Origin of the sequence: Neobacillus niacini (assembly GCF_036961885.1) — a bacterium.
GTDB lineage: Bacteria > Bacillota > Bacilli > Bacillales > Cytobacillaceae > Neobacillus > Neobacillus niacini_H.
Window position 1 is genome coordinate 26,584 of sequence record NZ_JBALNQ010000052.1, and the last position, 22,365, is coordinate 48,948.

22 protein-coding genes are annotated in these 22,365 nt (G+C 35.9%); 4 read left to right on the forward strand and 18 right to left on the reverse strand.

All coding sequences use genetic code 11. The features are described 5' to 3' along the window. Nucleotides 1-485: 485 nt before the first annotated feature. Both V7124_RS19880 and V7124_RS19885 read right to left on the reverse strand, forming a co-directional pair. On the reverse strand, nt 486-695 hold the full coding sequence (locus tag V7124_RS19880; RefSeq protein ID WP_335492656.1) for a hypothetical protein: 210 nt from the start codon (nt 693-695) through the stop codon (nt 486-488). Between the two features lie 331 nt (nt 696-1,026). Beyond that, the gene (locus V7124_RS19885; protein ID WP_335492659.1) at nt 1,027-2,712 is read right to left on the reverse strand and encodes a DEAD/DEAH box helicase family protein; all 1,686 of its coding nucleotides are present in this window, start codon (nt 2,710-2,712) and stop codon (nt 1,027-1,029) included. A 292-nt stretch (nt 2,713-3,004) separates the two neighbouring features. Here V7124_RS19885 and V7124_RS19890 point away from each other — a divergent pair, with 292 nt between their 5' ends. After that, complete coding sequence (locus V7124_RS19890) at nt 3,005-3,985, forward strand: ParM/StbA family protein (RefSeq protein ID WP_335492664.1); 981 nt, start codon at nt 3,005-3,007, stop codon at nt 3,983-3,985. Then, nucleotides 3,978-4,259, forward strand: coding sequence for a hypothetical protein (locus V7124_RS19895; RefSeq protein WP_335492667.1), 282 nt, complete (start codon nt 3,978-3,980; stop codon nt 4,257-4,259). The genes V7124_RS19890 and V7124_RS19895 overlap by 8 nt, the downstream gene beginning before the upstream one ends. A 69-nt stretch (nt 4,260-4,328) precedes the next feature. Here the strand turns inward: V7124_RS19895 and V7124_RS19900 are convergent, their stop codons facing one another. The 12 genes from V7124_RS19900 to V7124_RS26300 all read right to left on the reverse strand — a co-directional run bounded on the left by V7124_RS19900 (nt 4,329) and on the right by V7124_RS26300 (nt 17,711). Continuing rightward, the gene (locus V7124_RS19900) at nt 4,329-5,489 is read right to left on the reverse strand and encodes an ATP-binding protein (RefSeq protein WP_335492672.1); all 1,161 of its coding nucleotides are present in this window, start codon (nt 5,487-5,489) and stop codon (nt 4,329-4,331) included. A 50-nt stretch (nt 5,490-5,539) separates the two neighbouring features. Then, complete coding sequence (locus V7124_RS19905) at nt 5,540-6,343, reverse strand: Shedu anti-phage system protein SduA domain-containing protein (protein ID WP_335492677.1); 804 nt, start codon at nt 6,341-6,343, stop codon at nt 5,540-5,542. A gap of 122 nt (nt 6,344-6,465) precedes the next feature. Beyond that, on the reverse strand, nt 6,466-7,191 hold the full coding sequence (locus V7124_RS19910; RefSeq protein WP_335492681.1) for a M48 family metallopeptidase: 726 nt from the start codon (nt 7,189-7,191) through the stop codon (nt 6,466-6,468). Nucleotides 7,192-7,204: 13 nt separating this feature from the next. Further along, nucleotides 7,205-10,306 (reverse strand): type I restriction endonuclease subunit R, encoded by a 3,102-nt coding sequence (locus tag V7124_RS19915; RefSeq protein ID WP_335492685.1) that lies wholly within the window; start codon nt 10,304-10,306, stop codon nt 7,205-7,207. Between the two features lie 46 nt (nt 10,307-10,352). Beyond that, nucleotides 10,353-11,705: a restriction endonuclease subunit S gene (locus V7124_RS19920; protein ID WP_335492689.1), complete on the reverse strand. Its 1,353-nt coding sequence runs from the start codon at nt 11,703-11,705 to the stop codon at nt 10,353-10,355. A gap of 10 nt (nt 11,706-11,715) precedes the next feature. Further along, a complete protein-coding gene (locus V7124_RS19925) occupies nt 11,716-13,245 on the reverse strand; it encodes a type I restriction-modification system subunit M (protein WP_335492691.1) in 1,530 nt (509 codons plus the stop codon). Then, the gene (locus V7124_RS19930) at nt 13,242-13,829 is read right to left on the reverse strand and encodes a restriction endonuclease subunit S (RefSeq protein WP_335492694.1); all 588 of its coding nucleotides are present in this window, start codon (nt 13,827-13,829) and stop codon (nt 13,242-13,244) included. The genes V7124_RS19925 and V7124_RS19930 overlap by 4 nt, the downstream gene beginning before the upstream one ends. Before the next feature lie 525 nt (nt 13,830-14,354). Next, nucleotides 14,355-14,741 (reverse strand): helix-turn-helix domain-containing protein, encoded by a 387-nt coding sequence (locus V7124_RS19935; protein WP_335492698.1) that lies wholly within the window; start codon nt 14,739-14,741, stop codon nt 14,355-14,357. A 358-nt stretch (nt 14,742-15,099) separates the two neighbouring features. After that, nucleotides 15,100-15,546, reverse strand: coding sequence for a helix-turn-helix domain-containing protein (locus V7124_RS19940; RefSeq protein ID WP_335492703.1), 447 nt, complete (start codon nt 15,544-15,546; stop codon nt 15,100-15,102). A 799-nt stretch (nt 15,547-16,345) separates the two neighbouring features. Next, nucleotides 16,346-16,549, reverse strand: a complete 204-nt coding sequence (locus tag V7124_RS19945) for a hypothetical protein (protein WP_335492706.1) — start codon at nt 16,547-16,549, stop codon at nt 16,346-16,348. 95 nt (nt 16,550-16,644) lie between these two features. Next, on the reverse strand, nt 16,645-17,424 hold the full coding sequence (locus V7124_RS19950; RefSeq protein ID WP_335492709.1) for a hypothetical protein: 780 nt from the start codon (nt 17,422-17,424) through the stop codon (nt 16,645-16,647). 32 nt (nt 17,425-17,456) lie between these two features. After that, complete coding sequence (locus tag V7124_RS26300) at nt 17,457-17,711, reverse strand: DUF7669 domain-containing protein (protein ID WP_420490571.1); 255 nt, start codon at nt 17,709-17,711, stop codon at nt 17,457-17,459. A 236-nt stretch (nt 17,712-17,947) separates the two neighbouring features. Between V7124_RS26300 and V7124_RS19955 the strand changes: the two genes are divergently transcribed. Further along, nucleotides 17,948-18,535 carry a hypothetical protein gene (locus tag V7124_RS19955; RefSeq protein ID WP_335492713.1) on the forward strand — a complete coding sequence of 196 codons (588 nt, stop codon included), beginning with the start codon at nt 17,948-17,950 and terminating at the stop codon, nt 18,533-18,535. Here the strand turns inward: V7124_RS19955 and V7124_RS19960 are convergent. After that, complete coding sequence (locus V7124_RS19960; protein WP_335492716.1) at nt 18,521-19,084, reverse strand: hypothetical protein; 564 nt, start codon at nt 19,082-19,084, stop codon at nt 18,521-18,523. The genes V7124_RS19955 and V7124_RS19960 overlap by 15 nt on opposite strands. A 544-nt stretch (nt 19,085-19,628) precedes the next feature. Here V7124_RS19960 and V7124_RS19965 point away from each other — a divergent pair. Continuing rightward, complete coding sequence (locus tag V7124_RS19965; protein ID WP_335492719.1) at nt 19,629-19,814, forward strand: hypothetical protein; 186 nt, start codon at nt 19,629-19,631, stop codon at nt 19,812-19,814. 180 nt (nt 19,815-19,994) lie between these two features. Here the strand turns inward: V7124_RS19965 and V7124_RS19970 are convergent, their stop codons facing one another. From V7124_RS19970 to V7124_RS19980, 3 genes are all read right to left on the reverse strand, one after another. Further along, nucleotides 19,995-20,327, reverse strand: a complete 333-nt coding sequence (locus tag V7124_RS19970; protein WP_335492722.1) for a hypothetical protein — start codon at nt 20,325-20,327, stop codon at nt 19,995-19,997. A gap of 32 nt (nt 20,328-20,359) precedes the next feature. Continuing rightward, nucleotides 20,360-21,643: a zinc-ribbon domain-containing protein gene (locus tag V7124_RS19975; protein ID WP_335492726.1), complete on the reverse strand. Its 1,284-nt coding sequence runs from the start codon at nt 21,641-21,643 to the stop codon at nt 20,360-20,362. A 308-nt stretch (nt 21,644-21,951) separates the two neighbouring features. Then, a complete protein-coding gene (locus V7124_RS19980; RefSeq protein ID WP_335492730.1) occupies nt 21,952-22,260 on the reverse strand; it encodes a hypothetical protein in 309 nt (102 codons plus the stop codon). Nucleotides 22,261-22,365: the final 105 nt, after the last annotated feature.

Genomic DNA, 22,365 nt, shown 5'->3' on the forward strand with positions numbered 1-22,365 from the left:
CCCCTGCAACTTTCTGAAAACATAATAAAACCTATATTATATAGTAAAAACTGCATGCCATCGCAATAAGTTGATTAACGCATTCAATCTGGAATGGAGTATGCAAACTCTGATTGGAAGCAATGTCTCCTATTTGGATTTCAAAAAACCATGTAGAACTTTCAATCCGCTTCGCTTTGAAGACCTTTAAACAAGGGTTCCTCCATTCCTCGAAAGGCTTAGGGGAACTCCAAATATCCTACAATGTTTATGAACTTGGCAATGACCTAAGTGTTGCCGTGGATTCCTGTAGGAAAGGATAACTTTCAACGAAAACCAAACTTTATAATTATCTGAATTTTGTATGCAGTTGCCCTTGGGTACTTCCTCAAAATCTATTGGTGTGGAGTATTTCCATATCCCAAAGGCACCCTGCATTGCTCCTGGGAGGGTTGAATCATCCAATTTGGGTGGGACAACATGCATAGGTATAACTCATTGCCGTATTAGGATACATCCAATAGGAACGGTAAATTCTCTATGCCTAAGCATTGTTCTCCAGTAAGAATGCCATTGCTCTTAATGCCTGCAAAACGGGATGCATATTTTCTTTCCTTTCCACTGGGAGTTTGCGAACCTCCTATTTGAATGGTCCAAGCGTCAGCGACTATTGAAAGTCCATGTGGTTTACGGAACTCCCATAGGAGATTTTGCATCCTCCAAGCTATGACTGCCCCCTGAAGGATATGCCTCCTTTTTAAAATAGTGAATCCCCCTATAGTAGCTGTCCACTCTATATTGCAGGGTATACTTCCAACAGGAGTATCCAAAAACTACAGCAAGCCAAAAAGTTGCAACCAATTTTAGGCTAACTCCTTATATAGAGTTAAAGACAACTTTTCATGTCATCCTCCTATGGGTTTGGATGCAAGGACATTCTTTTCTTGTTTTTCTTCTGGACGAATGCGTGGAACAACTTTTCTGCATTCCACCAGTTAGGGCATCTTGACCACAAAAAAAGGATGCCATATCGACATTCTCGTCCTGCTACACATTCGAATCGCTAAAATAAAGCCACTGACCTTTGTTTATGATTTGCTGTGATTCTATAAAACCTTGCAGAGATTTTAGCACTTTTGACAAGCTTGATTTTTGCTTCAATTCAAGCCTCTCAATAAGCTCCTCCTTCTTTACCTCACTCTTGCCTTCGCTTTGATACTGCATAATCAAAGCCTTCAACTGCTCTATCCTTTTCTCAAAAACAGAATTGTCCTTCCGTGAGGAGTTATCATATTTTTTCTTTTTGCTGACCTCCATTTTCGCCTTACTGTATTGCACTCCTGGCAGTTGTTGCTTGACCATATCCATTGCCTCTCGAAAGTCACAGCATACTTCCATCATCGCAATCTGGCTGTTATCTCGGTTGATCCGTTTAATGGCTTGATAGATTTCACCCGCTACCATTGTTATTCGAAGATTTTCAACTTCCTCGTGTTGAAAAACTTCAATATTCCCTATGGGCTTTTGATCCAGGGAGCTATAGTAGAAGTAGTTCATGGCATAGTTCAAATAGTTATAAAAGGGTGTTTTAAGGATTAACACTGTATCAAAATCCCGATAATGGTTGACCCCGACAATATTGCCAAAATGATTAATTTCCAATCGGCATCCCATTCTTTTACTAATCTCTTCAAGGTTTTCTCCCATATGGGAAAAATGGGCTTCCAAGCAACCTTTTAATATTTGCTCGCTATCCTTATCGGTAATGAATAAGACTCCTTTCCTCTCCTCAATATTGACCTTCTGAAGTACAGTTTCATGAAAGTCTGCATATCTTTTTAGTCCCTTTTTCGCTGTATTGATTTCATAATGATTCAGATGGGTGTTTTCATAAGAAAAGGCTTTGCTCTGTTTTCTTACAATGAATTGGTTGGATAGGTGGTATCTTGCATCGAACCCATTAGCATCCAAAATGAGGTTGCATTTGAGAGGGAGAAGTTTCGAATCAGAATTAAACGTGTGGAGTTGGTTTTCGTGGAAGAGACAGCCGTTTTGAAGGAGATGGAGGATTTTAGTTAAAAGGGGTTGTGTATCTTTTGAGGATGATTGCATTAAACCCATTATCACTTTTTTACTTGTCTTATATAGCTCTGATTTAAAATCGAGGTGGGAAATTATAGGAGTTTTTTGAGCCGATTTGTTTTCCATAATTTTGAAGAACTTCCCACGCAAATCATTAACAAGTAAATCAAGTTCCTTTGAATGAAATCCAAGCTTGCTCCATAATTCCCCTATATCTGCCAATCCAATTGACTCAACTTCCAAAAAATCAGGAAATTCATCGATAATAAGGATTTCCCGATCACGAATAAACTCCTTGTGGTTCCCTTTAGAAATTTGCTGGTAAAAATTAGTCGTGAGGCAGAGGATTTGAGCTTCTTCCGCCTGCTTCTTCTTGCCTTTCTTTGTGTCTTCACTGGAATAACCGACAGCAACTTGTTTACCTGCAGATTTATTAATCGATGCAACAGTTTCATCAAGCAGGTTGTCCTTCACATAAGGCTGAACATATAAAACCCGAAAGGGGTACTCTTTAGTCATTTCCCCCAATATTTTCTGGGCTGTTGTACTTTTTCCTTTACCAGCCTCGTAGTCAAAAACATGAAAGTGCTTATTGTCCCACCTTTCCTGATTTAAGATTTGTTCTTTCAACTCAAAAAAATAATTTTCCACATGAAAGCCTCCTTTATAAGCTCTTGTTCTGCTTATAAAGGATAATCCATTATTATTTCAAATAACAGGGGAAAACGGTTCTATACGATTCTATACCTAATACAGCTTTATTTTACCTTTGCAACCTCATAATAGTCAGATAATTATTTTACAATTTTTAGAGATCATACCTTTATGAAAATTAAGAATTAACTCGAACAATGTTGGTATGACTTTTTCATATTTTTATGAATATCCAAAACCGTTGCCCATATAATACAAGGTAATAGTTTAATAGAATGGAGTTGATTTCATGCAAGAAAAAATATTGATAGCCGTAGATTCAGGAAAACATTCCGTGAAGGGAATGCTGAAATACCAGGGACAGATTTATACCACGCTCTTTAGGACTAAGCTTCAGAAAGTGGAACGGTTCGCCGTTGATTTACAACCAAACTCGTACCATGTAAAATTCGGTACAAATGAGTATCTGCTTGGTGGCATGGTATCCGAAGATTATAATGATTTTACGCTAAGTAAAACCTCTCTCCTTCACCAGCTCTCCATTTACACCTGTATTGCCATCCTCTTAGAAAAAGCGAAAGTCCCACTCCCTCTCCAAAATCAAATCCACTTAGCAGTAAACGCCCCCATAAACATTTACAAAGATGCCAGTTTAAAGGAAGCCCACAAAGCTCTCATTGAGAACTCCCACCAAACCATCTTGTTCAGCGTAAACGATAAGCTTTTTTCCTTTCGGTTGCAGGACATTACAATCTGCTTTGAAGGCATGGGCAGTATCTATAACCAGATTGAATTATTTAAAAATAAGTCTTCTGTCGTTATAGACGTAGGGGGCTTGAATACAACCCTCTGCACGTTCCGTCACATCCAGCCTTTGTTTAATACAATGACAGTAAGCAACTTGGGAATTAACGTCCTAAAAGGAAAACTGGGGAAGATGATCAACGAACGATTTGGTCTAAGCGTTTCGGCTGATGATTTGGAACAAATTCTTCATTGTGGTTATTTGGCACATAAAGGGAAAATCATTGAGGAAAGCAAACTGCTTATTGAAGAGTTAAAAAGAGACCATCTTTTGCAAATCATTCAGTTTGCCCAAAGCCGTGAGTATACCTTCAATACTGATTCCATCCACTTCTGCGGTGGCGGTTCCTACCTTTTGGAAAAGTTCATTAAAGAGGAATTCCCCTACTCTCATGTCATGGTAAATCCCCAATTTGCTAATACCAACTCATTTTTGAAAATCCTCGAAATCAAAACGAATGGCTAACACCAGCCGTTACACCTTCAGCATTTCTCATTCAGACCATGACATTTTTTCTTTTTTAGAAAACAAACGAAAGACCACATCAATAAGTTCGTATATCCGCAATCTTATACGGAAGGACATGGGACAAGCGGGATTGAATGAGGAACAGTTTGAAGATATGTACCAGTATCTATTAAGAAGATTGCAAGAAACGGGAACTGCCGTGTCCTTCGAAGTTGTAAGGAAGCCCATCGTGGAGGATGAGGATAAGGATATGATCATGAATTTATTCTAATCAAAAAGGCAGAATGCACACTGAATCAAGTGTCCTCTGCCCCATTACATACCTCAATAAAAATGACCTTTACATAAGTGTTTCTTGCCGTAGATGTGAACGGAATTCTTTGAGTAAGCCTTTTAATGCCATTCCCGTTTTGATTTTTCTTGCGACATCCTGCTTTTCAAGGTCTTCACTACATTTAAGCCAATTATAGGAATCCTTGTCTTTCTCCATAGCTTCAATAATAAGTTCTTCGTTTTGATTCAGGAATTCCTCAAACAACTCTCTTTCTAATTCACTGTTGTAAATGATAATTCCACTGTACAAGTGATCTCTCGCCCATAATGCCTCATGGTTGTCTTCAGAGAGGAGAAACAGGTGCAGGGAATAGTCCAAATTCCCCTTTATAAAGTATTTGTAGGCATATGTTTCTTCCCACCTAAATTGATTTCCTATGAATCCCCATTTAGGTATTACAGTCAAATACCGCCCGCCGTCCAACACCACAAATTGTTGATTATATAATGTTGTTCCAAAGCAACTCACTATTAAACTTCCATAGGATGTGCTTTCATTCATCATAAGATAGGAATAAAACTCTGGTCTTCCAAAATCTTCATCGTCTCTTAATTGTAACGTGAATTCGGGATTGTAGACATTATAGTAGGTATCGCCTTCGCTTTTCCATTCTTCCTTGTTATCCAATCGTTTATGAATTTGCTCCAAAGGAGGTCTATTTAACAGGAAGCGTTTTTTCCATAGATATTCAACATGGTTGATGTCAGCACTTTCATTGATCGGCGTATTGGTGTCCCCAACCCTGGTATAAATATGATTTGCACGAACGGTGCGTCCTCTTTCTGGAAAATCCACAGTAAGATAGTAAGGAGTATCTGTGCTGTTCTTTACGATTAATACATCTAATTCTTTCCCGTGAATATACAAGCTTTTCAATTCAATTATTGGGCGAATACCACCGCTAAACTTCTTAGCACGCAAGAAATCAATGATGTTTTGTTGATTTCTTCTATTAAGGTCACCTTCCAACCCCATTACCTCAAAATCATTGGATATACCAAAAATGATATAGCCATCTCTATCCGCCCTATTATTAGCCATACAAATAATGTCATGTAAAAGATCAGCTTTGTTTGAGTGATGTTCCTCTTTAAAATCCCAGTAGTCACCTTCTCTTTTTGATGCAATTAAAAGTTGAATCCCAGTTTTTAAGTCTTCTCGGTCCATAGTCTTCCCCCACATCCTATCCCGAATGGTATCAATATTCTTAAATTCGGTTAATATGTAGCTTCGCCAATTACTGAATTAGCAGTATCGTACAGGTTGTCATAATGGAGAAGCAGAACTTTCTCCGCCAGCTTTTGACGTTTTATTTCATAGGTTTTTTCTTTAAAATCACTTCTTTTACCTGCTACAACAGCATAATGAATTCTCGAACTATCGTATCTCATGAATTCAATAGGTAGAGTTTTAATATCTCCCTTATACTTATTGAATGTTTCGTAAAGTGAGGAATAGTTCCCTTCGAGCCAAGATTTCCAATCTCTCACTTGTTTTAAGCCCTTCCTGAGACTTTCACCTTCATAACCATCAGCTAATGTTACCTTTTTATTTGGATGTTCAAGTTCAACTAAGATAAATTCGTAACCGCCTGAATTCTGACCAATAATAAGATAATCCACCTGATATGAATTTCCCAATTGAAATTCAGGAAAAATGTATGCATCATGATGACCGAAAGAGTAATAACTCTTCATTATGGATGCAATAATAAAATACGCTTGTTTTTCCTTTATCCAGTTCAAGATTGTTCTTTCTGTTGTTTCTTTTTCACTTATTAGATCAGAATATTCATGAACAAGCTTTTCTAATTTTTCTCTTTGTTGTAAATCTTCAATATCCAGGTGATTATTTGGAAACAAGCTAATGAAGTGTCTAACAGCACTTGGATATTCCCTATATAGATTTCTTCTAATTGCTATTTTACCAATCCTTCTTACTATTTCTCTCTCTTGTAAGTCTTCCCACTGAATTAGTTCCTGCTCATTTAATACCTTGTAATCCCTTGAATATATCTTCACGAATAAACCTCCCTTTTCTATCCATAAAAAAAATTGACAGTCCCCTTTTATAAATATCAGTAGAGAACTGTCCTTAATGTAGTATCTTCTTGTTGTTACTTCTCTAAGTAGGTGTCATACAGCTACAAGTCCCTAACAATCTCTTCATCCAGAATTGCCTTTCTCTTTTCCCAATCTGGCATTAGAGAATACATCATATTATAAAACCTGTCGCTATGGTCGTTGTATTTAAAATGAACTAACTCATGCAACACTACATAATCAATACAATGCTTTGGAGCCTTAATCAGTTCAAGATTTAGGAGAACCGTATTGGAATCTAATAATGCCGACCCCCATCTTGCCTTCATCACCCTAACATCAATAGAAGGTTTTTCTATTCCGTACTTTTGTATCAATGGACAAAGCTTATCAAGCGATCTCTCAAATGCCTTTCGAGCTTTTTCTCGAAACCATTCATCCATCAACTTCTCTTTCCTATTAAAGTCGTGTGTATTTTTCACAAATATATATATAAACCCTCGAAAATACTTTACGGCTTCATCTCCCTCAGTTTTTTGGACACGCAAACGGTATTGTTTGCCCAAATACTTGAAAGATTCCCCGCTTACATATTCTCTTTCACTTTGCTTATAGGATTGCACTTTCTCAAAGCCCTTTACATGCTTTAAAATCCATGCTCCTTTCCCTTTTACAAAGTCATATATAAAAGATAGAGGTACTTTTTCATTAGCGGAGACTTGGATGGTCATATCAGGTTTGATATTAAGATTAACGTTTTTCACATTTTTCCGCTCAATGTAAAACTCAATTGTTCTATTGCCATATTGTACTTGATGTTTTTCCATGTTGTTCACAACCTTAATAACGTCGTAGGGCAACTGTTTTGATTTGCTCAATAATCTTGTCTATCTGATCATAATCTAAGTCTATTTCCTGTTCGTTTTTAAAGTCAAAAAGCAAGTCGTCAAGTTCTTGGGCGATACGATTGTGAACTTGCGTGTTATCATGCCAATCTACTTTTGCATGTTGTTGTATAGTGTTATCTATTTTTAATGCCAAATCTCCAAGGACATCGTAGCTCACATTTGCTTCATTAACTTCACTAATAATATCTTTGGTAACACCATAAAACGCCTGGGCATTTCCATTTTTCCTGATTGAATTTGGATAATCTTCTGAAGATGCACCTGAACGATAGTCTTTCATTATATCTTTCATTTTGTTTAGGTACTCGGCTTCGGAAATACGCTTCTCCTTATAGGCTTCAAGAGCTTCTTTAATACGTTCCGAGAAACGTTTATAATAGGCAGGATTTTCATCCCATTTTGTATTTACACTCTTGGTCAATCGAGTACGAATTGCATCCGCCTTAGCACGTTTAGTATCCAAACGCTCCAGTTCTTCCTCGAACGCCTTCTCATTTAATATATCAACAGGGTTTGTGATACGGATAACTTCCTCTGCGGATATATAGTTATCCATGAGTTTCTGCATTTTAGCTTCATATTCTTTATGATCAATTGTATCCGAGTAGCGGAGCTTAACGCTTTTCCTTAATTCTTGGAAAAACTTCAAATCCTTCTTGTACTTTTTCAATTCTTCTTCTGGTAACGCATTGTAAATCTTTTCAGATTCTAATGCTATCCCAAGATTACGACCGAACTTACTGAGTAAATCATAAAACTCTTCTTTACGTTCTTCATCCTCCAACCAAACCTCGTACTCTTCAGCATCATCCTTATTCTTAATTTGAGAAAAAATTTGAAGTAAGTCAGAATGGTACTGTCGTAGCAACCCAATTATTGTAATTACATCATGAATTGCACCCTTAATATCTTTAGGGTCAAAGTTCTCCAAACCCGCACCACTATACATTTGCATGGCTTGGTCAAGCTTCTGTAAAAGACCTCGATAATCAATTATAAATCCGTACTCTTTCCCTTCGTACAGACGATTTACTCGTGCAATTGCTTGCAGGAGCGTATGCTCTTTTAAAGGTTTATCAATATAGAGAACGGTCGCCTTCGGAGCGTCGAAGCCAGTGAGAAGCTTATCGCAGACAATTAAAATATCAATCTCGTCACCATTTACAAATTCATCCTTAATTGCATCCTCATAGGCATCTTCATTTCCATAACGTTCCATCATCTTTTTCCAGAAGTTCAACACCCTGTCGTTAGACTCTTCATCTACCTCATCATGCCCTTCCCTTTGGTCAGGTGGAGAAATGACAACTGCACAATTCAAATCATCAAGCTCCTCAAATGCCTCTAAATAGCGGAGAGCCTCTACCTTACTATTGGTCGCAAGCATTGCCTTGAAATGGCTTCCTTGAGTCTTATAATTCAATAGGTAATGTTCATTTATATCAAATGCAATCATGCTAATCCGTTGATTCGATGAAGCAATCCGCTCAAACTGGCTCCACTTCTTCATTACCTCTTCTTTTTGCTTATCATTAAGATGGCGAGTAATCATTTCCAAACGCTTATCAATTGCCTTTTGGTTTACCGTTTGATCAACCATTTTCCCTTCATACAGTAGTGGAACAATTGCTTTATCTCGAACTCCATCTGCAATCGTATACGTGTGAATGAGCTTTCCGAACTTCACCATCGTACTCTTTTCCTTCTTCATGAGAGGAGTACCTGTAAAGCCTAAATAGCAAGCATTAGGGAATACCTTCTTCATTTTAATATGAAGCTCCCCATATTGAGTTCGATGCGATTCATCAATTAGGATAAATATGTCTTTGGACTTGATAGGCTTCTGCTTAACTGAAGCTTTGTTAAACTTATGAACCAGTGTAGTCGCAATATCAACGTTACCGTCATTAATTAGTTCAACCAAATGGTCTGCTGAAGTGGCTCTGCTGGTCTTTAATCTTGTATGGTTAAACGTGCGATGAATTTGCTTATCCAATTCTTTTCTGTCTGTTACAACGATTACTTTTGGATTTACCCCAGAAAGCTCCGATAGAATGTACTTTGACAGCATCGCCATTGTTAAGGACTTACCTGACCCTTGGGTGTGCCAAATGACACCACCTTGGCGATTCCCGTTTTCATCGTATTCTTGTATAGTCTTTATTATCTCTTTAATGGCGAAATACTGCTGATAACGAGCAATTTTCTTCACATCTTTATCAAACAACGTGAAGTAACTAATTAGCTCCAATAGACGTTCAGGATGGAACAATGAAATGATATTCTTATCCTGTACGGTTGACAAACGTCCTTCCACAGCTTTCTCCAATTCTTTTTGTAACCAAGCTTCTTGTTCTTCTTGCCAAATAGACCAGAACTTCTTCGGTGTATTACATGTTGCATACTTTGTTTCATTCTTGTTAGTTGCCATTACGATCTGGATGAATTTAAACAAGTGTGGTGCATAGTCCTTACCTTGATTTCTGATCATCTGACTTATTCCTTGATCCATTGAAATAGATGCCTTTTTACACTCAATGACCACAAGTGGAATGCCATTTACAAACAACACAATGTCAGGACGAACTGTTCCACGTCCGTCAGCTCGCTCAACAGCAAACTCCTCTACTACGGAAAAATCATTATTGGAGAAGTCTTCCCAATCAATAAATTGTATAGTAAATGATCGTCTTGAGCCATCTGGCAGAAGCTCTGTATAGCTCCGTCCTAACAGAAGTGTTTCGAGAATTTTTTCGTTTGCCTTTACGAGTCCGTTTGTCAAATCTTCGTCCAAATCACGAATAGCCTGTTGAATATTAGACTCGCTGAATTTATATATCTTCCCCTTATACTCATAGGAATTCAACACCCGCAGTTTCTCTTCCATAGTGGTTTTCAGCAAAACGGTATACCAACTACCACGCATTTGTTCTGCTTCTACCGATGAAATATACTTATAGTTTAATTTCTTTAACACCTCAATTGCAGGCTGTTGACTTATAATTCGTTCATCATAACTGTTCTCCCTCACCATTCGCTTATCCCCATTTCAAGTAACTTAAGGAAAAAGAGCAAAGATATTACACCTTTACTCGGATTTTTCCTGTTAGAAGTTGTTGCATCAGACCCTTTTTTTGCTTCTTTGTCTGTGCTAATTCTTGCTCAAGAAATTTTATTTCCTTATCCGCAGTGAATAAGATTCGACTTATTTGCTGTTGCTCTTTAATAGGGGGATACGGTAAATATAACTCCCCAAAATCAGAGTAACTTATTTGTTTACCGTCTCTAATACCAAATGTAACCGAGCTCAAACGATTTATAAACGTTTCTGTTTTTAATAGATAACGATAAAATTCTTTATTCATATCTACTTTGTTCTTCAAAACAGTGTATGCAGGGCTTACCAATCCCTTATAGCGTGAATACTCAATTCCGCCTTGGAATGAACGCAAACTTATTACAAAGTCACCTTGTTCAACTTTTTTATAATTCATCAAACTTTCTTTATCATATTTTATATCAATGCCCACTTCTGACCTTGGCACAATCCCTCTATCTTGAGTAGCTGAAAGAACCTCTAACGTACCGTCATGCTTCTTATCTGAATAATTAGAATATAGTTCTTTGCCCTTTTTTATTTCCCACTCAATTGGTAATATACCTATTTTTGTTTTTTTGTACCCTGTTGGTATAGTTCCATTTCTTAGCAAATTCACACGTTTTTCAATTTCCTCTTTTTTATATTCGACGCTATCGTTCCAACGTATATGTCCCTTCACCAAGTTCTGTACTAAACCTTTTTTTTGAGCTTTCTTCTGTTCTATGAGTTTTTCCTTTAACTCAAATGCCCTATCCCAAGTAGATAGAATAGTTGAGATTTTTTTCTGCTCTTCTATGGTCGGTAAAGGAATTTCAAATGCAAACAAGTCTTCCAAAGTAATACTTGCTTGATTTGCGTTTCCTCTTACACTCCCTTCTATATGGAATAAATATTTTTCGGTCTTCAAACAGTTATATAAAAACAGTTGGTCAACATTTTCCTTAGCCCTGATTAATACAGCATTTTGATTAAGTAACGATCCACTCTTCTCTTTTGGAACCCTAATAACTTTTCCTGCCATAGAATCATATAGAGGTGGTCTTGACCCCACAGTAGTAACTATAAGGTCATTCTCCATTAACTCATATTCTTTGTATAACTCCTTACTTTCAAGGGCTAAATAAATTGGATTATCATCTTTTATTGATTCATAAGTAGTGTCAGAAATTCTAATTATTCTTACACCTTCATTTTTATAATCAACAGACTTGAAAGCAAAACCTTTCTTATACTCAACCAAATCCCCCAACCTAACTTTTTTCCAACGTGAGTTCATCTCAGATTCATTTACGGGTTGCTTACTTACTTTTTCAATTTCACTGGTTGTTTTCATAAATAATCACCTATAATCCAAGTTCTATCAGATAACTCTCCATCTGCTTCTCTACTTCTTTCAACTCTTGTTTAATGCCCATAATATTTTGTTTGACTTGCTTCATATTGACTTGCTCTTCTTCCTCAAATGTATCTACATATCGAGGAATATTCAAGTTAAATTCATTGCTTTTAATCTCTTCTATTGTTGCTACATATGAGAATTTCTCAATCGTTTCAAAAGCTTCATATGTCTGTACAATTTTTTGAATATCCTGCTCTCGTAACTTATTCTGATTTTTACCTTTTTCATAATTACCATCGCCAGAGGCATCTATAAAAAGAACTTCCTTACGCTTACGGTCTTTTTTAAACACCATAATACAAGTAGGTATGTTTGTACCAAAGAATAAGTTTTCAGGAAGACCTATTACAGCATCCAAAAGGTTCATTTCAATTATTTGTTGACGGATTTTCCCTTCACTGGCACCTCTAAATAATACGCCATGCGGAAGAATTGTAGCCATTCGACCATTTTCCGCCAAAGAATACAGCATATGTTGGACAAAAGCATAATCCCCTTTTGAGCTTGGAGGAACTCCCCATTCGAATCTCCTAAGTGGGTCAAGGCTCGCTTCCATTTTAAATTTGCTGTCGGTTGTACCCTCTCCTGCAAAGCCCATTGCCCACTTATCTAATGAAAAAGGAGGATTAGCAACTATTGCTTGGAATTTCATTAATTTACCTTCTTCTAAATGTAGTGGGTTAGCTAACGTATCCCCCCACTCAATTTTTGCATCGTCTATACCATGTAAATACATATTCATTAAAGCCAATGAATGAGTTGCCCCATTTCTTTCTTGACCGTAAATAGCAACCCTTTTATTCGGTACTTGATTTGCTACTTTAATAAGCAAAGAGCCTGAACCACAGGTAGGGTCATAGATACGATCATTTTCTTGTGGTTTTACAAGGCGAGCTAAAAGCTCTGATGCCATTGTAGGAGTATAAAATTCTCCACCCTTCTTGCCTGCATCAGAAGCAAAACGTTCTATCATAAACTGATATGCATCACCAATTATATCCTCATTTCCAACAACAGATGGCTTTAATGTAAGCTTATTGAAATCCTCCAACAATGAACGAAGCATTGTATTCCGCTCTTTTGTCTTTCCAAGTATTGCTTCACTATTAAAGTCAATGTTGCGGAAAACACCCCGTAGTTTACCTGTATTCTCATTCTCTAAGCGTTCCAATGCTTTGTTGATAATCTCTCCAATCTCTGCATTGTTTCGCTTGCTATACAAATAGTCAAACGTTGATAGTTCATCTAAAATAAACCTCTCTCTGGAGATAGCACGTTGAATCCGTTGCTGATCTCCAGCGTAACGTTTTGTGTATTCCTCTAATTGTTCCTTATATGCATCACTTAAATATTTAATGAATAGCATAGTTAAGATGTAGTCCTTGTATGTACTTGAATCAATTTTCCCTCTAAACGTGTCCGCCGCCTGCCAAAGAATTAAATTTACGTCTTGCTGTGTAACTTGTTCATTCATGATTGTTCCTCCTTATTTATTACCTGCTCTGTTATGCCCCTAAATAACTGCTCTTTTTCTTTAATTAACTGCTCGTAGAGTTTTATCTCTCGCCGATGAAGCCTCAATAGCTCTATTAGTGCCTTTTGTTTGGAAAAAGCAGTATTGAGAACTGGAATAGTCTTCAACACATTTTGATTCGTACTTGGTATACGGCTTCCTGCCTGTGATCTCTCCAGTTCTTTTTTTACTTCAAAAGTGTTTAGATACCAGGCTATATACTCCGCCAGAAACTTTGTTTGATTTACCTTTACAATTGCAAAGTAAGACGGGACTAATAATCCACTTTGCTGTTCTCCTACATAAACAGCAGTATTTGGGTGACTTAAGCGAATTAATATATCACGTTCAGCGGTGAAATAACGAGGCTCTAACGGCTCATTACTCTGAAATATCTCAAAGCTTTCCCCATTAAAAGTGCCATCCTCATTAATATTTTTAAGGGTGATAAGCTTATACGAAGCTTGAGTTTGTGTATCCAGCATAGCTTTTTTCCTTGTTAGTACAAGTCCTGTTTTGATTTCTGCAATATCACCAAGGTTCATCTCAATCCTCCTTTTGTTAAATTTAGTATTTAACAATTTGTTAAATATAGTATATAACTTTTTCTCAATTTGAGTCAATCTCTCTTCATAAAAAAACCACCGAATTCAGTGATAATTACGGTGGCTCATATATGTTATTTGTTTCCATACGTAAATTGGTAGGATGTCATATACTTCAAAAACCCGCACTAACTTTCCCTCTCAGCGAGGAGGGCTTGTGGAGGAAATTGAATAGCTCTGTCAGAAAGGTCTTCATCCTATGCTTGTATTGTAATCATATGTCGCTATACCCAAGGATTCGATACCTTAAGTATTTTACCCCTTCCGAAAAAAAAGACCGAGAAGAATGCCCATTGTTACATTTCTCGATCCTGTAGATTGATCCGAAAAGTCTCCCGTTTCCCCTCAAGTGCCAACTTTGTTACTGCGGAAAGGAGATTGTTACAGGTTGGCAGAAGGATATTTTTGTAATTCTGCTTGTCTTACATAGCGTAAACTAATTAGAAATTGTTAATATACCTTTTTTCACTCTATTTTTTCCTTTAAATCTATGATTACTTTATGTATCCCATAAATATTTTCATTATTCCAATCCATCTTATATATAGTGTTTACCAACTGTATCAATAGTTCCTTCCCCTCTATACTAATTGTTTTGGAATCCCCGATAGTAAAATCATGACTAAACACTAACTGTTCTAATGTTGGGATACTGCCCGTCAGCAAATAGTCCATTTCCACGCCAAGTCCTTGGGCAATATCCTTTAAAATGGCAACACTTGGACGTTTCCTTGTACCCAGCTCAATTTTGTTGATATAACTCGCAGAAACATAACTTCTTTCCGCTAATCCAACTAAGCTATAGCCTTTCTCCTCTCGTAACCTTCTCACTATACTACCTAATTGATTCATTTTGCACTCTTCTCACTTCCATCATTTACCTTTTACTTCCTTTTTCAAGGTATATGATTCCGACTCCTATTCGTGTCCTTTAAGATCTAATTCCCACGCTATTAACCAACTATAGATTAAGTAAAACTCCCCTTCTGATCCGATTATTCGACAAAAACAAAAAATTTCCCATCGATATTTATTCAAAGATTTGAACATTATAAGGCATTTTGTTTCTTTTAGGATAATCCCTTGTAACAATGAAAGTTGAACTTAATTATCCACTCTCTAAATATGGACTTTCGTTTTTATTACCAGAATGTCTGAACACTATCTCAAAAAGAATGACTATCCTAATTGGATAGCCAACAAATCGTTTTTATTTCCCTATTTTCTCCTTTATTTCATAAACAACCTTGAGAATATGAATTGCGTCCTCTAAAATTGTTTCCTTTTCCCACTCTATATCATATACGATTTCAACTAACTCTAATATTAAGTCTTTTACTTCAGTTGAAACTATGTCATTATTACTAATTGAAAAATCGTGACTGTACAGCAATTGTTCTAACGTAACCTGATTCCTTTCGTCCCTGTCTGACGTTACCGATAATAAGACATTTACATTCACACCAAGACCATTTGCAAGATCCTGTAATACAATAATGCTGGGGCGTTTTCTTACCCCTCTTTCAATTCGAGAAATATATCCCGCACTGGTTTTGGACAGCTCCCCCAATTTATGGACACTATAGCCTTTTGCCTCTCGAAGTCTTTTTACCATACTACCCAAATCTGCACTTACTTCTCTTCTTACTTTTTTCATTTCCGAAACTCCTTCACATTTCCCATACCAGGAATCCAATTTATCAAATACAATATATTGTAGATTTCTCAACTGATTTGATAACTGAAGGAATCAAGTTATTTTTTTGTAAACCTAACAATTTCTCACTTTGAACCAAATCCTTTCTACTTTGCTCCACCTTTCTCCTCCATACTATTCTTTACTAACTAAATTCAACTTGTTTTGCCACCTTTTATGTATCTTTTTCATATCTTTTATGAAAATCTATAGTTACCTTTAATACAAAATTCGTAATTTGCTCATATTGATGTAAGCTTCCATTTTTAAAAGAGCGTTAAAATAAAAATAATAAATTATTCACCTTATAATCGGAGGTCATTATGAAGCATTTTGATACTGTGAATGATTTTCTACTTTTTACTATAATCAAAAGTAGAAAATACCCTTCGAGATTTCCTTAAACGTATACGGAAATGCACATATGTTTAAAAAGAGAGGCACACACAACTTACGTGATATTCAAAAAGGACAATATGATACATATATTTTTATTCAGATGACATGAACGGATTAGAAGAGGAGTTTCAAGTAACCTATTATCGCTACTTCGAATTAAAAATTATCCTTGAAGCATTCTTTACTTACTATCCAGACGAAGGATGAGACTTCCAAAGCCCCTTTTACTTCTACGAAATGTTTATTGAAAAAAGAGACTTTGAACTTTATAAAACTGCACCATTTTTCTTGACAGTTATATGATATGCACCTCAAATTGTAACCCTCTACCTTTTTAAAGAAATACTCCTTTTGTTTTAATTCACATTACACTGCATACACTACATTCTTCTATTCCATTTTTAATAGTTATAAGTCCCGCACCACCGCATGTAGGACATCTACGAATTTCGTTCTTTTGTAGGTATTTATTATAAATCACACCTTTATTCTTCTCATCTTTATACCGTCCTTTTTCCAATTCCTTACTTCCACATTTAGTGCATTCTTTTGATGAATTACTCATAAGATTTTACATTTCATACATCTTTTCATTCCAAACACTCCATGCTTTTTTATTTGAGACTTTTTTTCTTTACATTTGATTACTACCACTAAAAATTATATATTTAGAAGTCCTGTTATCTTTTCCTTTATAGGATCAAACACTATATCCCTGTTCAATAATGAGTACCCTGGGTGATAGGTGCGATAAGTATGAAATGGGAGCATGACATGAGAAATGCGAGCAAACTGTCTTTCTTCAAAGCCATCAATGGGATAAAATTCAATAGTGTCTCCTGCTACCCTTTGGTCCCTGAACGTTTTTATTAATCTATCATCATATGAATATCCAGTTAAGAAGATAACCACATCGGGCTTTATTACTTCGATGGTCATTGGTAGTACATTAAACTCACTTTGAAGTTTTTCTTCCAGATGTGCTGGAGGACGATTATTGTCATAATCAAAAGGAATAAGCTCTGTATGTAAGAATGCATCGTCACCCTCTCCAGGTGCTATTGCCTGAAATAATTCCCTGCAACCACGCCAAAATAGTGTATGATCCCATTTCCGCCTTAATCGAAAATCCTCATACATCCATTGTAAATATCGAATAATCCTTTCTCGCTGATATTGTTCATCCATATCTTTATAGTATTGTAAGGTTTCGTGAAACAAGCCCCAGCCATTGGTTTCCTTTCCAACAAATAACACTTTTCTTTTAGCCTTACGATAGGCTGGCAAACATTTTATGACAAAAGGATTGGACAGTTTTTGAATATCTCGGTCATCAAGCTGTTGCACGGCTCGAAGCATACGATTCCACCATTCAAAATATACAACATACAAAGCTCTTTCCATTTGATATTCTTTTTCATGAAAATCCAAATCTAACATTTTCCCCGCTTCCTCTCATCTTATCCCATTCTTTATTTATGTATAATTTTATATTTCCCTCTCCCAATCCTCTCCAAATCATTGTAAACAACAGCATGATTTTCGGGAGCATTGGAACAACACCTGGACGTTATGTGTGTCCGTATCGTTGATTCTGAATAAGGGGTATTTTCCCTTCCCATATACTCAATAACTTCCATAATAGAAAACTCATTTTTTCCCTTTTTATTAACAATGTTATGGACTGCATTCAATAATTCTTCTCGACAATTTGCATATATGCTCATAGTCAGCACCTCTTTCCATATGGATTCTTTATTTTTTCATAAATTCTTCGCTCTACCCTCAATTCAGCGGTATTTTTTCACATATCCCTCGTGCTATTCCAAAGCTCTGTACTGCCTTTTTCATTTTTTCTTGAATCTTCCATCTTAAAATCATAGTATAATATTTGAATAGAACAAGAAAGAGGATTTGTCACTTTTAAGACTGGCGTTATAAGCCTTGATTATAGGGAGCTACCATGGCAACTATTACATTTGAAAAGATTATTATTCCTTATCAACGTGAAGAGTTAAATGATTGGAAAACAAGAGACCCACGTGTTGTCCCATCTCATACTTTAAACTGGAACGGACCAGGAGTTATAAATGGCTATGGATATGGGGAATGGAAAGCGGAGCAATACTTCCGTCAGCATGGCTATTATGTTTTCAACAACGATTTCAATTTATTATCAAAGAAATCCAAATTCGAGCGGTTCAATCAATGTATTTTATCCATGATAGACTCGTCAAAAATAAAGACATTCCAGAAAACTGTCCAAGAATTGATTAAAGAAGGATATTCTATTGAAAATCCAGATTTATTCGTTTTCAGTTTAGAAGACTTTTTTTTTGCCGAAGTAAAAAAGGAAAAAGACACATTGCGTGAACCCCAGGTTCATTTCATGTATCTTGCCAAACAGATTTTTGGGACTGAGAGCAAACTTGTTTATTTGTCCGATATAGATAATACTGTTCGAACCGAAATCATTACGGAAGACCTTTCTTTGCCTTCCTGGATTAAGGAAATACAGCTTCATAGCCCAGATATATTACAATCCCAATAACTTACGAGACGCATTATGAGAGGCTTTATAGAAGGGGTTATGAGCTTTCTGGTCACTGGTTAAATACTGAACGGAAAGGTTGGGGTATTGCTCTTTCTTTTTTTGATAGAGCAATATCAATTTTTCTTGTAGCTGTTTTAACGATGGGTTTCTTTTAAACATAATTGTTTGATTCAATATTTCATTAATATCTCTAACATCAGAATAAATAGTCACACTGTTACAGTCACCGACGTGCTTTAGAAATTGGTTGAATGCAAATTGGATTGCCACTAATTCTCCGTATACATTTATTTGCTTGCAACCGAAAGGTGGATGGACTATCTGATGTTTGACCATGACAGTTCCTGACGAAACATAAGTACAGGCTACCGCCATCATTCCACGGTCAATTCTCATGCTCATATCAGTATAAATGAACAACATATTTTGGCTGAAGTATTGCTTAATTATATTTTCTTTTTGTTCTTTAGGCACTTTATCCTGATAGTTCCCCCAAAAATTAGGTGGTTGTCCCGCTCTTTTTGTATTACTTTTTGCATTTCTCACACTATCTCCACCCTCCAGCATGTAGCAATTCCTTTAGCCTTTTATCATCAGCCATTTAACCAAACTTATTCTTTTAACTGAAAAGCCCATAAGGATGGCTATCCATTTTTAGAACAGCCCATTTTTCAAGTAATAGCCAATTACAAGACCCAAAGTCATAAATATTAAATCTCCTGCAACCTTTAAAACGGTACTTTTAATCAAAATGTCTTTCATTTCAACTGCCTCCTTTTTTAATATAACTTCTAATTGTGTTAGGAAGATAACGGCATTAAAAAACACCAAGTTCACCATGGACTCAGCGTTAGGTTGAAAAATTTATTAAATTGTGAAGTCGATTAAAGAGGTTCCCCATAACAATCACAACCTATTTCTTCCGTATTTTTACATTTCATATTATATTACTATCATAGGAGAAAATACCCTTTTCGTCAACAATTGGTCTACCCAAGGACAGCTATTTGAAAAGGCATTCGAATTTGATTAAACTATAGGTGCCATAAAGTAAAACATTAATCACATCATTTGGTAAGGGGAAAGAATAATGAACGACCTTCTTGAAGCAAAGCTTACAATTGCCCGAATAAAAACCAGAATGCTGGATTTAACTGGAGCGTTAATCGCAGACCATTTAACGGACAAAGACTATTGTATTAAAAGCTTGTTAGACATTATTGACTTTATTGACACTGAAGATATAACAATTTCCGATATTAAAGAAACCCTTTGACCCCTTAGCGGGTTTTCTTTATAAGGACAAAATAGTAAATAGCATATTAAATTGTATGTTTTGAATAGCATGATAAAGTAGCGACCATCCTCTTTTAAGGTTTTAAAGGTAACCCTTACTTTACCAGTAAACCTATTGGTAGCACTGAAGGGTTAGTGCAGGTCAATTAATAACAGCTTTTCATTTTTCACCCTTTCTCTCAACGAATCTCATTGCTTCCTCTTTTTTCAAAGAGCTAATTGGCTTTCCTTCCATTCGACAATAATTTGCCATTTCACGTACCCTAATCTGATATTTCGATGGTTCAGCATATACTTCGTCGTCAAATTCAAGCGATTTTATTTCATCCATTATTTGATATTCCCTAATTTTTGCCAATTCTTTTTCTCGTTTTTCATATTCCTTCACAACTTCAGGATCACTACTTAACCTTCGCAATTTCTCTTCTGCTTTTCGAATAACTGGGTCAATCCTCATGATTTCCTCCAGCAATTTTTGCCGATCCTTATTCATTTCAAATACCCCCAAAAAAGAAATACTATTAATTATTTTTTACATGCATTGATTTTTCTTGTTCTGAAATCGCATTTCGGACAAAATGATGATTTTCGCCTAACCCTATTTCTAACCTGAGTTGGATAAGGAGTACCACAACTTGTACAATTTAGATATACTTCGGTTTTTTCATGGGAATTAATCAAGAATGGGTCCAAACCGCTATTTAATTCAAAATTCCACTCATCCAGGATATAATCATGCAATAAACCAATTGATCGACTTCTTTTGTTACATTCCTTACATTCTCCTTTGTCCTGAAGGATTCTGTGAACCTTATCATACCTTGGTTTATGATTATATTGACATGGTAGTAAGTAAATATATTTACTTGAACCCGATGGGATAGTATCTGGGGTCCGTTTATTCCTTTTAAAGTCCCATTTCCCCAAAATCCATGGCTCCGTGAACGCAATTGAATCTTCTGGTAAGACCAATTGATTAACACAATAAGGACATCCGTTCTTTTTCCTGCTATAAATGACTGCGGACCATTCATGTCCCTTTGATTTACACCTCCAAAATACCTCAGAGTGTGAGCCAGCAGTAAAATTGGAAGGTTTTAAATCTCCATTCTTTTCATAATTCCATTCCTCTGCTAATTTAGTACCCACAATTGAGTTCTTCTTTGGTTTTACATGAATTTCTTCTAATGCTGTCAAATAATCGTCCATTGTGAAATGTAGTTGAATACTCATTTTTATTGACTTGTTTAGCTTTTTGCATATCTCTATTACGTTTTTCCTTATTTGATTAAACCCTTGAATATTTCTGCTTCTCTTAACAACTATCTGCTTACTATCCTTTGAACTTATTAGAGGTAGTAGTCCTAACTCTCGGAGCCTTACTATCTTGAAACCCAAATCGTTTAGTACCTTATTTTTTTCAATATCTCTTATGATTTGATTTATGTGCCATCTGAATCCATCATATTCCACACACGTATTTATTTCCTTAACAAAAATATCTACTTTCCATTTATCTTTTAGTTTCAATTGAATAATTGTTTCAGGATAGCTTTTTAAAATGCATAAATACAAACAATATTCTATAATAGATATATGCTTGGCACATTTTGAACACCCTCTGCCACATGCCCTCTTATTGGGACTCATAAGGTATTCATGTCCACTATTACAAATCCACCATACACAAGTATTATAATGTGGAGTAATATCACTTGGTTTTAGAAAGCCATTTCTTATCGGATGCCATTGTTTTGCCAATGCTGGATAAACACTTTTAAAACTTTCTTTAAGCCTTTTTACCGTCAAAATAACCACTCCTCAATATGTTTATAGGAGAAGTGTTTACCATCTCTCTTTCTCTTATTCAACTTTTTTATGTAAATAAATAATTTATTATCCCCCAATGTTAAATTGAATATACTGTCTTTCGGTAATTTCGTAACAAATAATTTACAACATTTTCATCATACTCCGAGAAAAGGTAACACATAATTAGTTCGTGCGTTGAAAATCATTCCAATTTTCTACTCCTTAGCAAAAGTGCCAATTTGCAGTCAAACTATTTCCCTATATTGAAGTCTCAAAAGTATTACTTTATACTTTCCCTGTATAGTTTAAGATTTATTTCTGCTACATTCTTTTTCAAAATCCTTCATCTTTGGAAACTGTATTCCATTTACAAAGAGATAATATTTTCTGACTGCATTTTGGTAAACTTGATGATAAACCTTATCATTCAACTCTTCCTGAACTCTTATTAGCAATTTATACATTTTTTCGTCATTCTTTACAATCAAATCTAAATCGACTTTCAGCTCTCTTTCTACTATTAAAGCTTTAGAAACCTTAGAAGCAACCGATTTCACCTTACTCTGAATCTGTTCACTTTGGACAAGATAATTCTTAAAATCTATTTCTCTCATGTTCAATTCCCCCATTTTACTAATTTTCCTAAATATACCACACAATATTGTAGCTGTATCTTAGCAATTTAAGGGCTATTGATGGTGAATAACTCCCTATGGTTA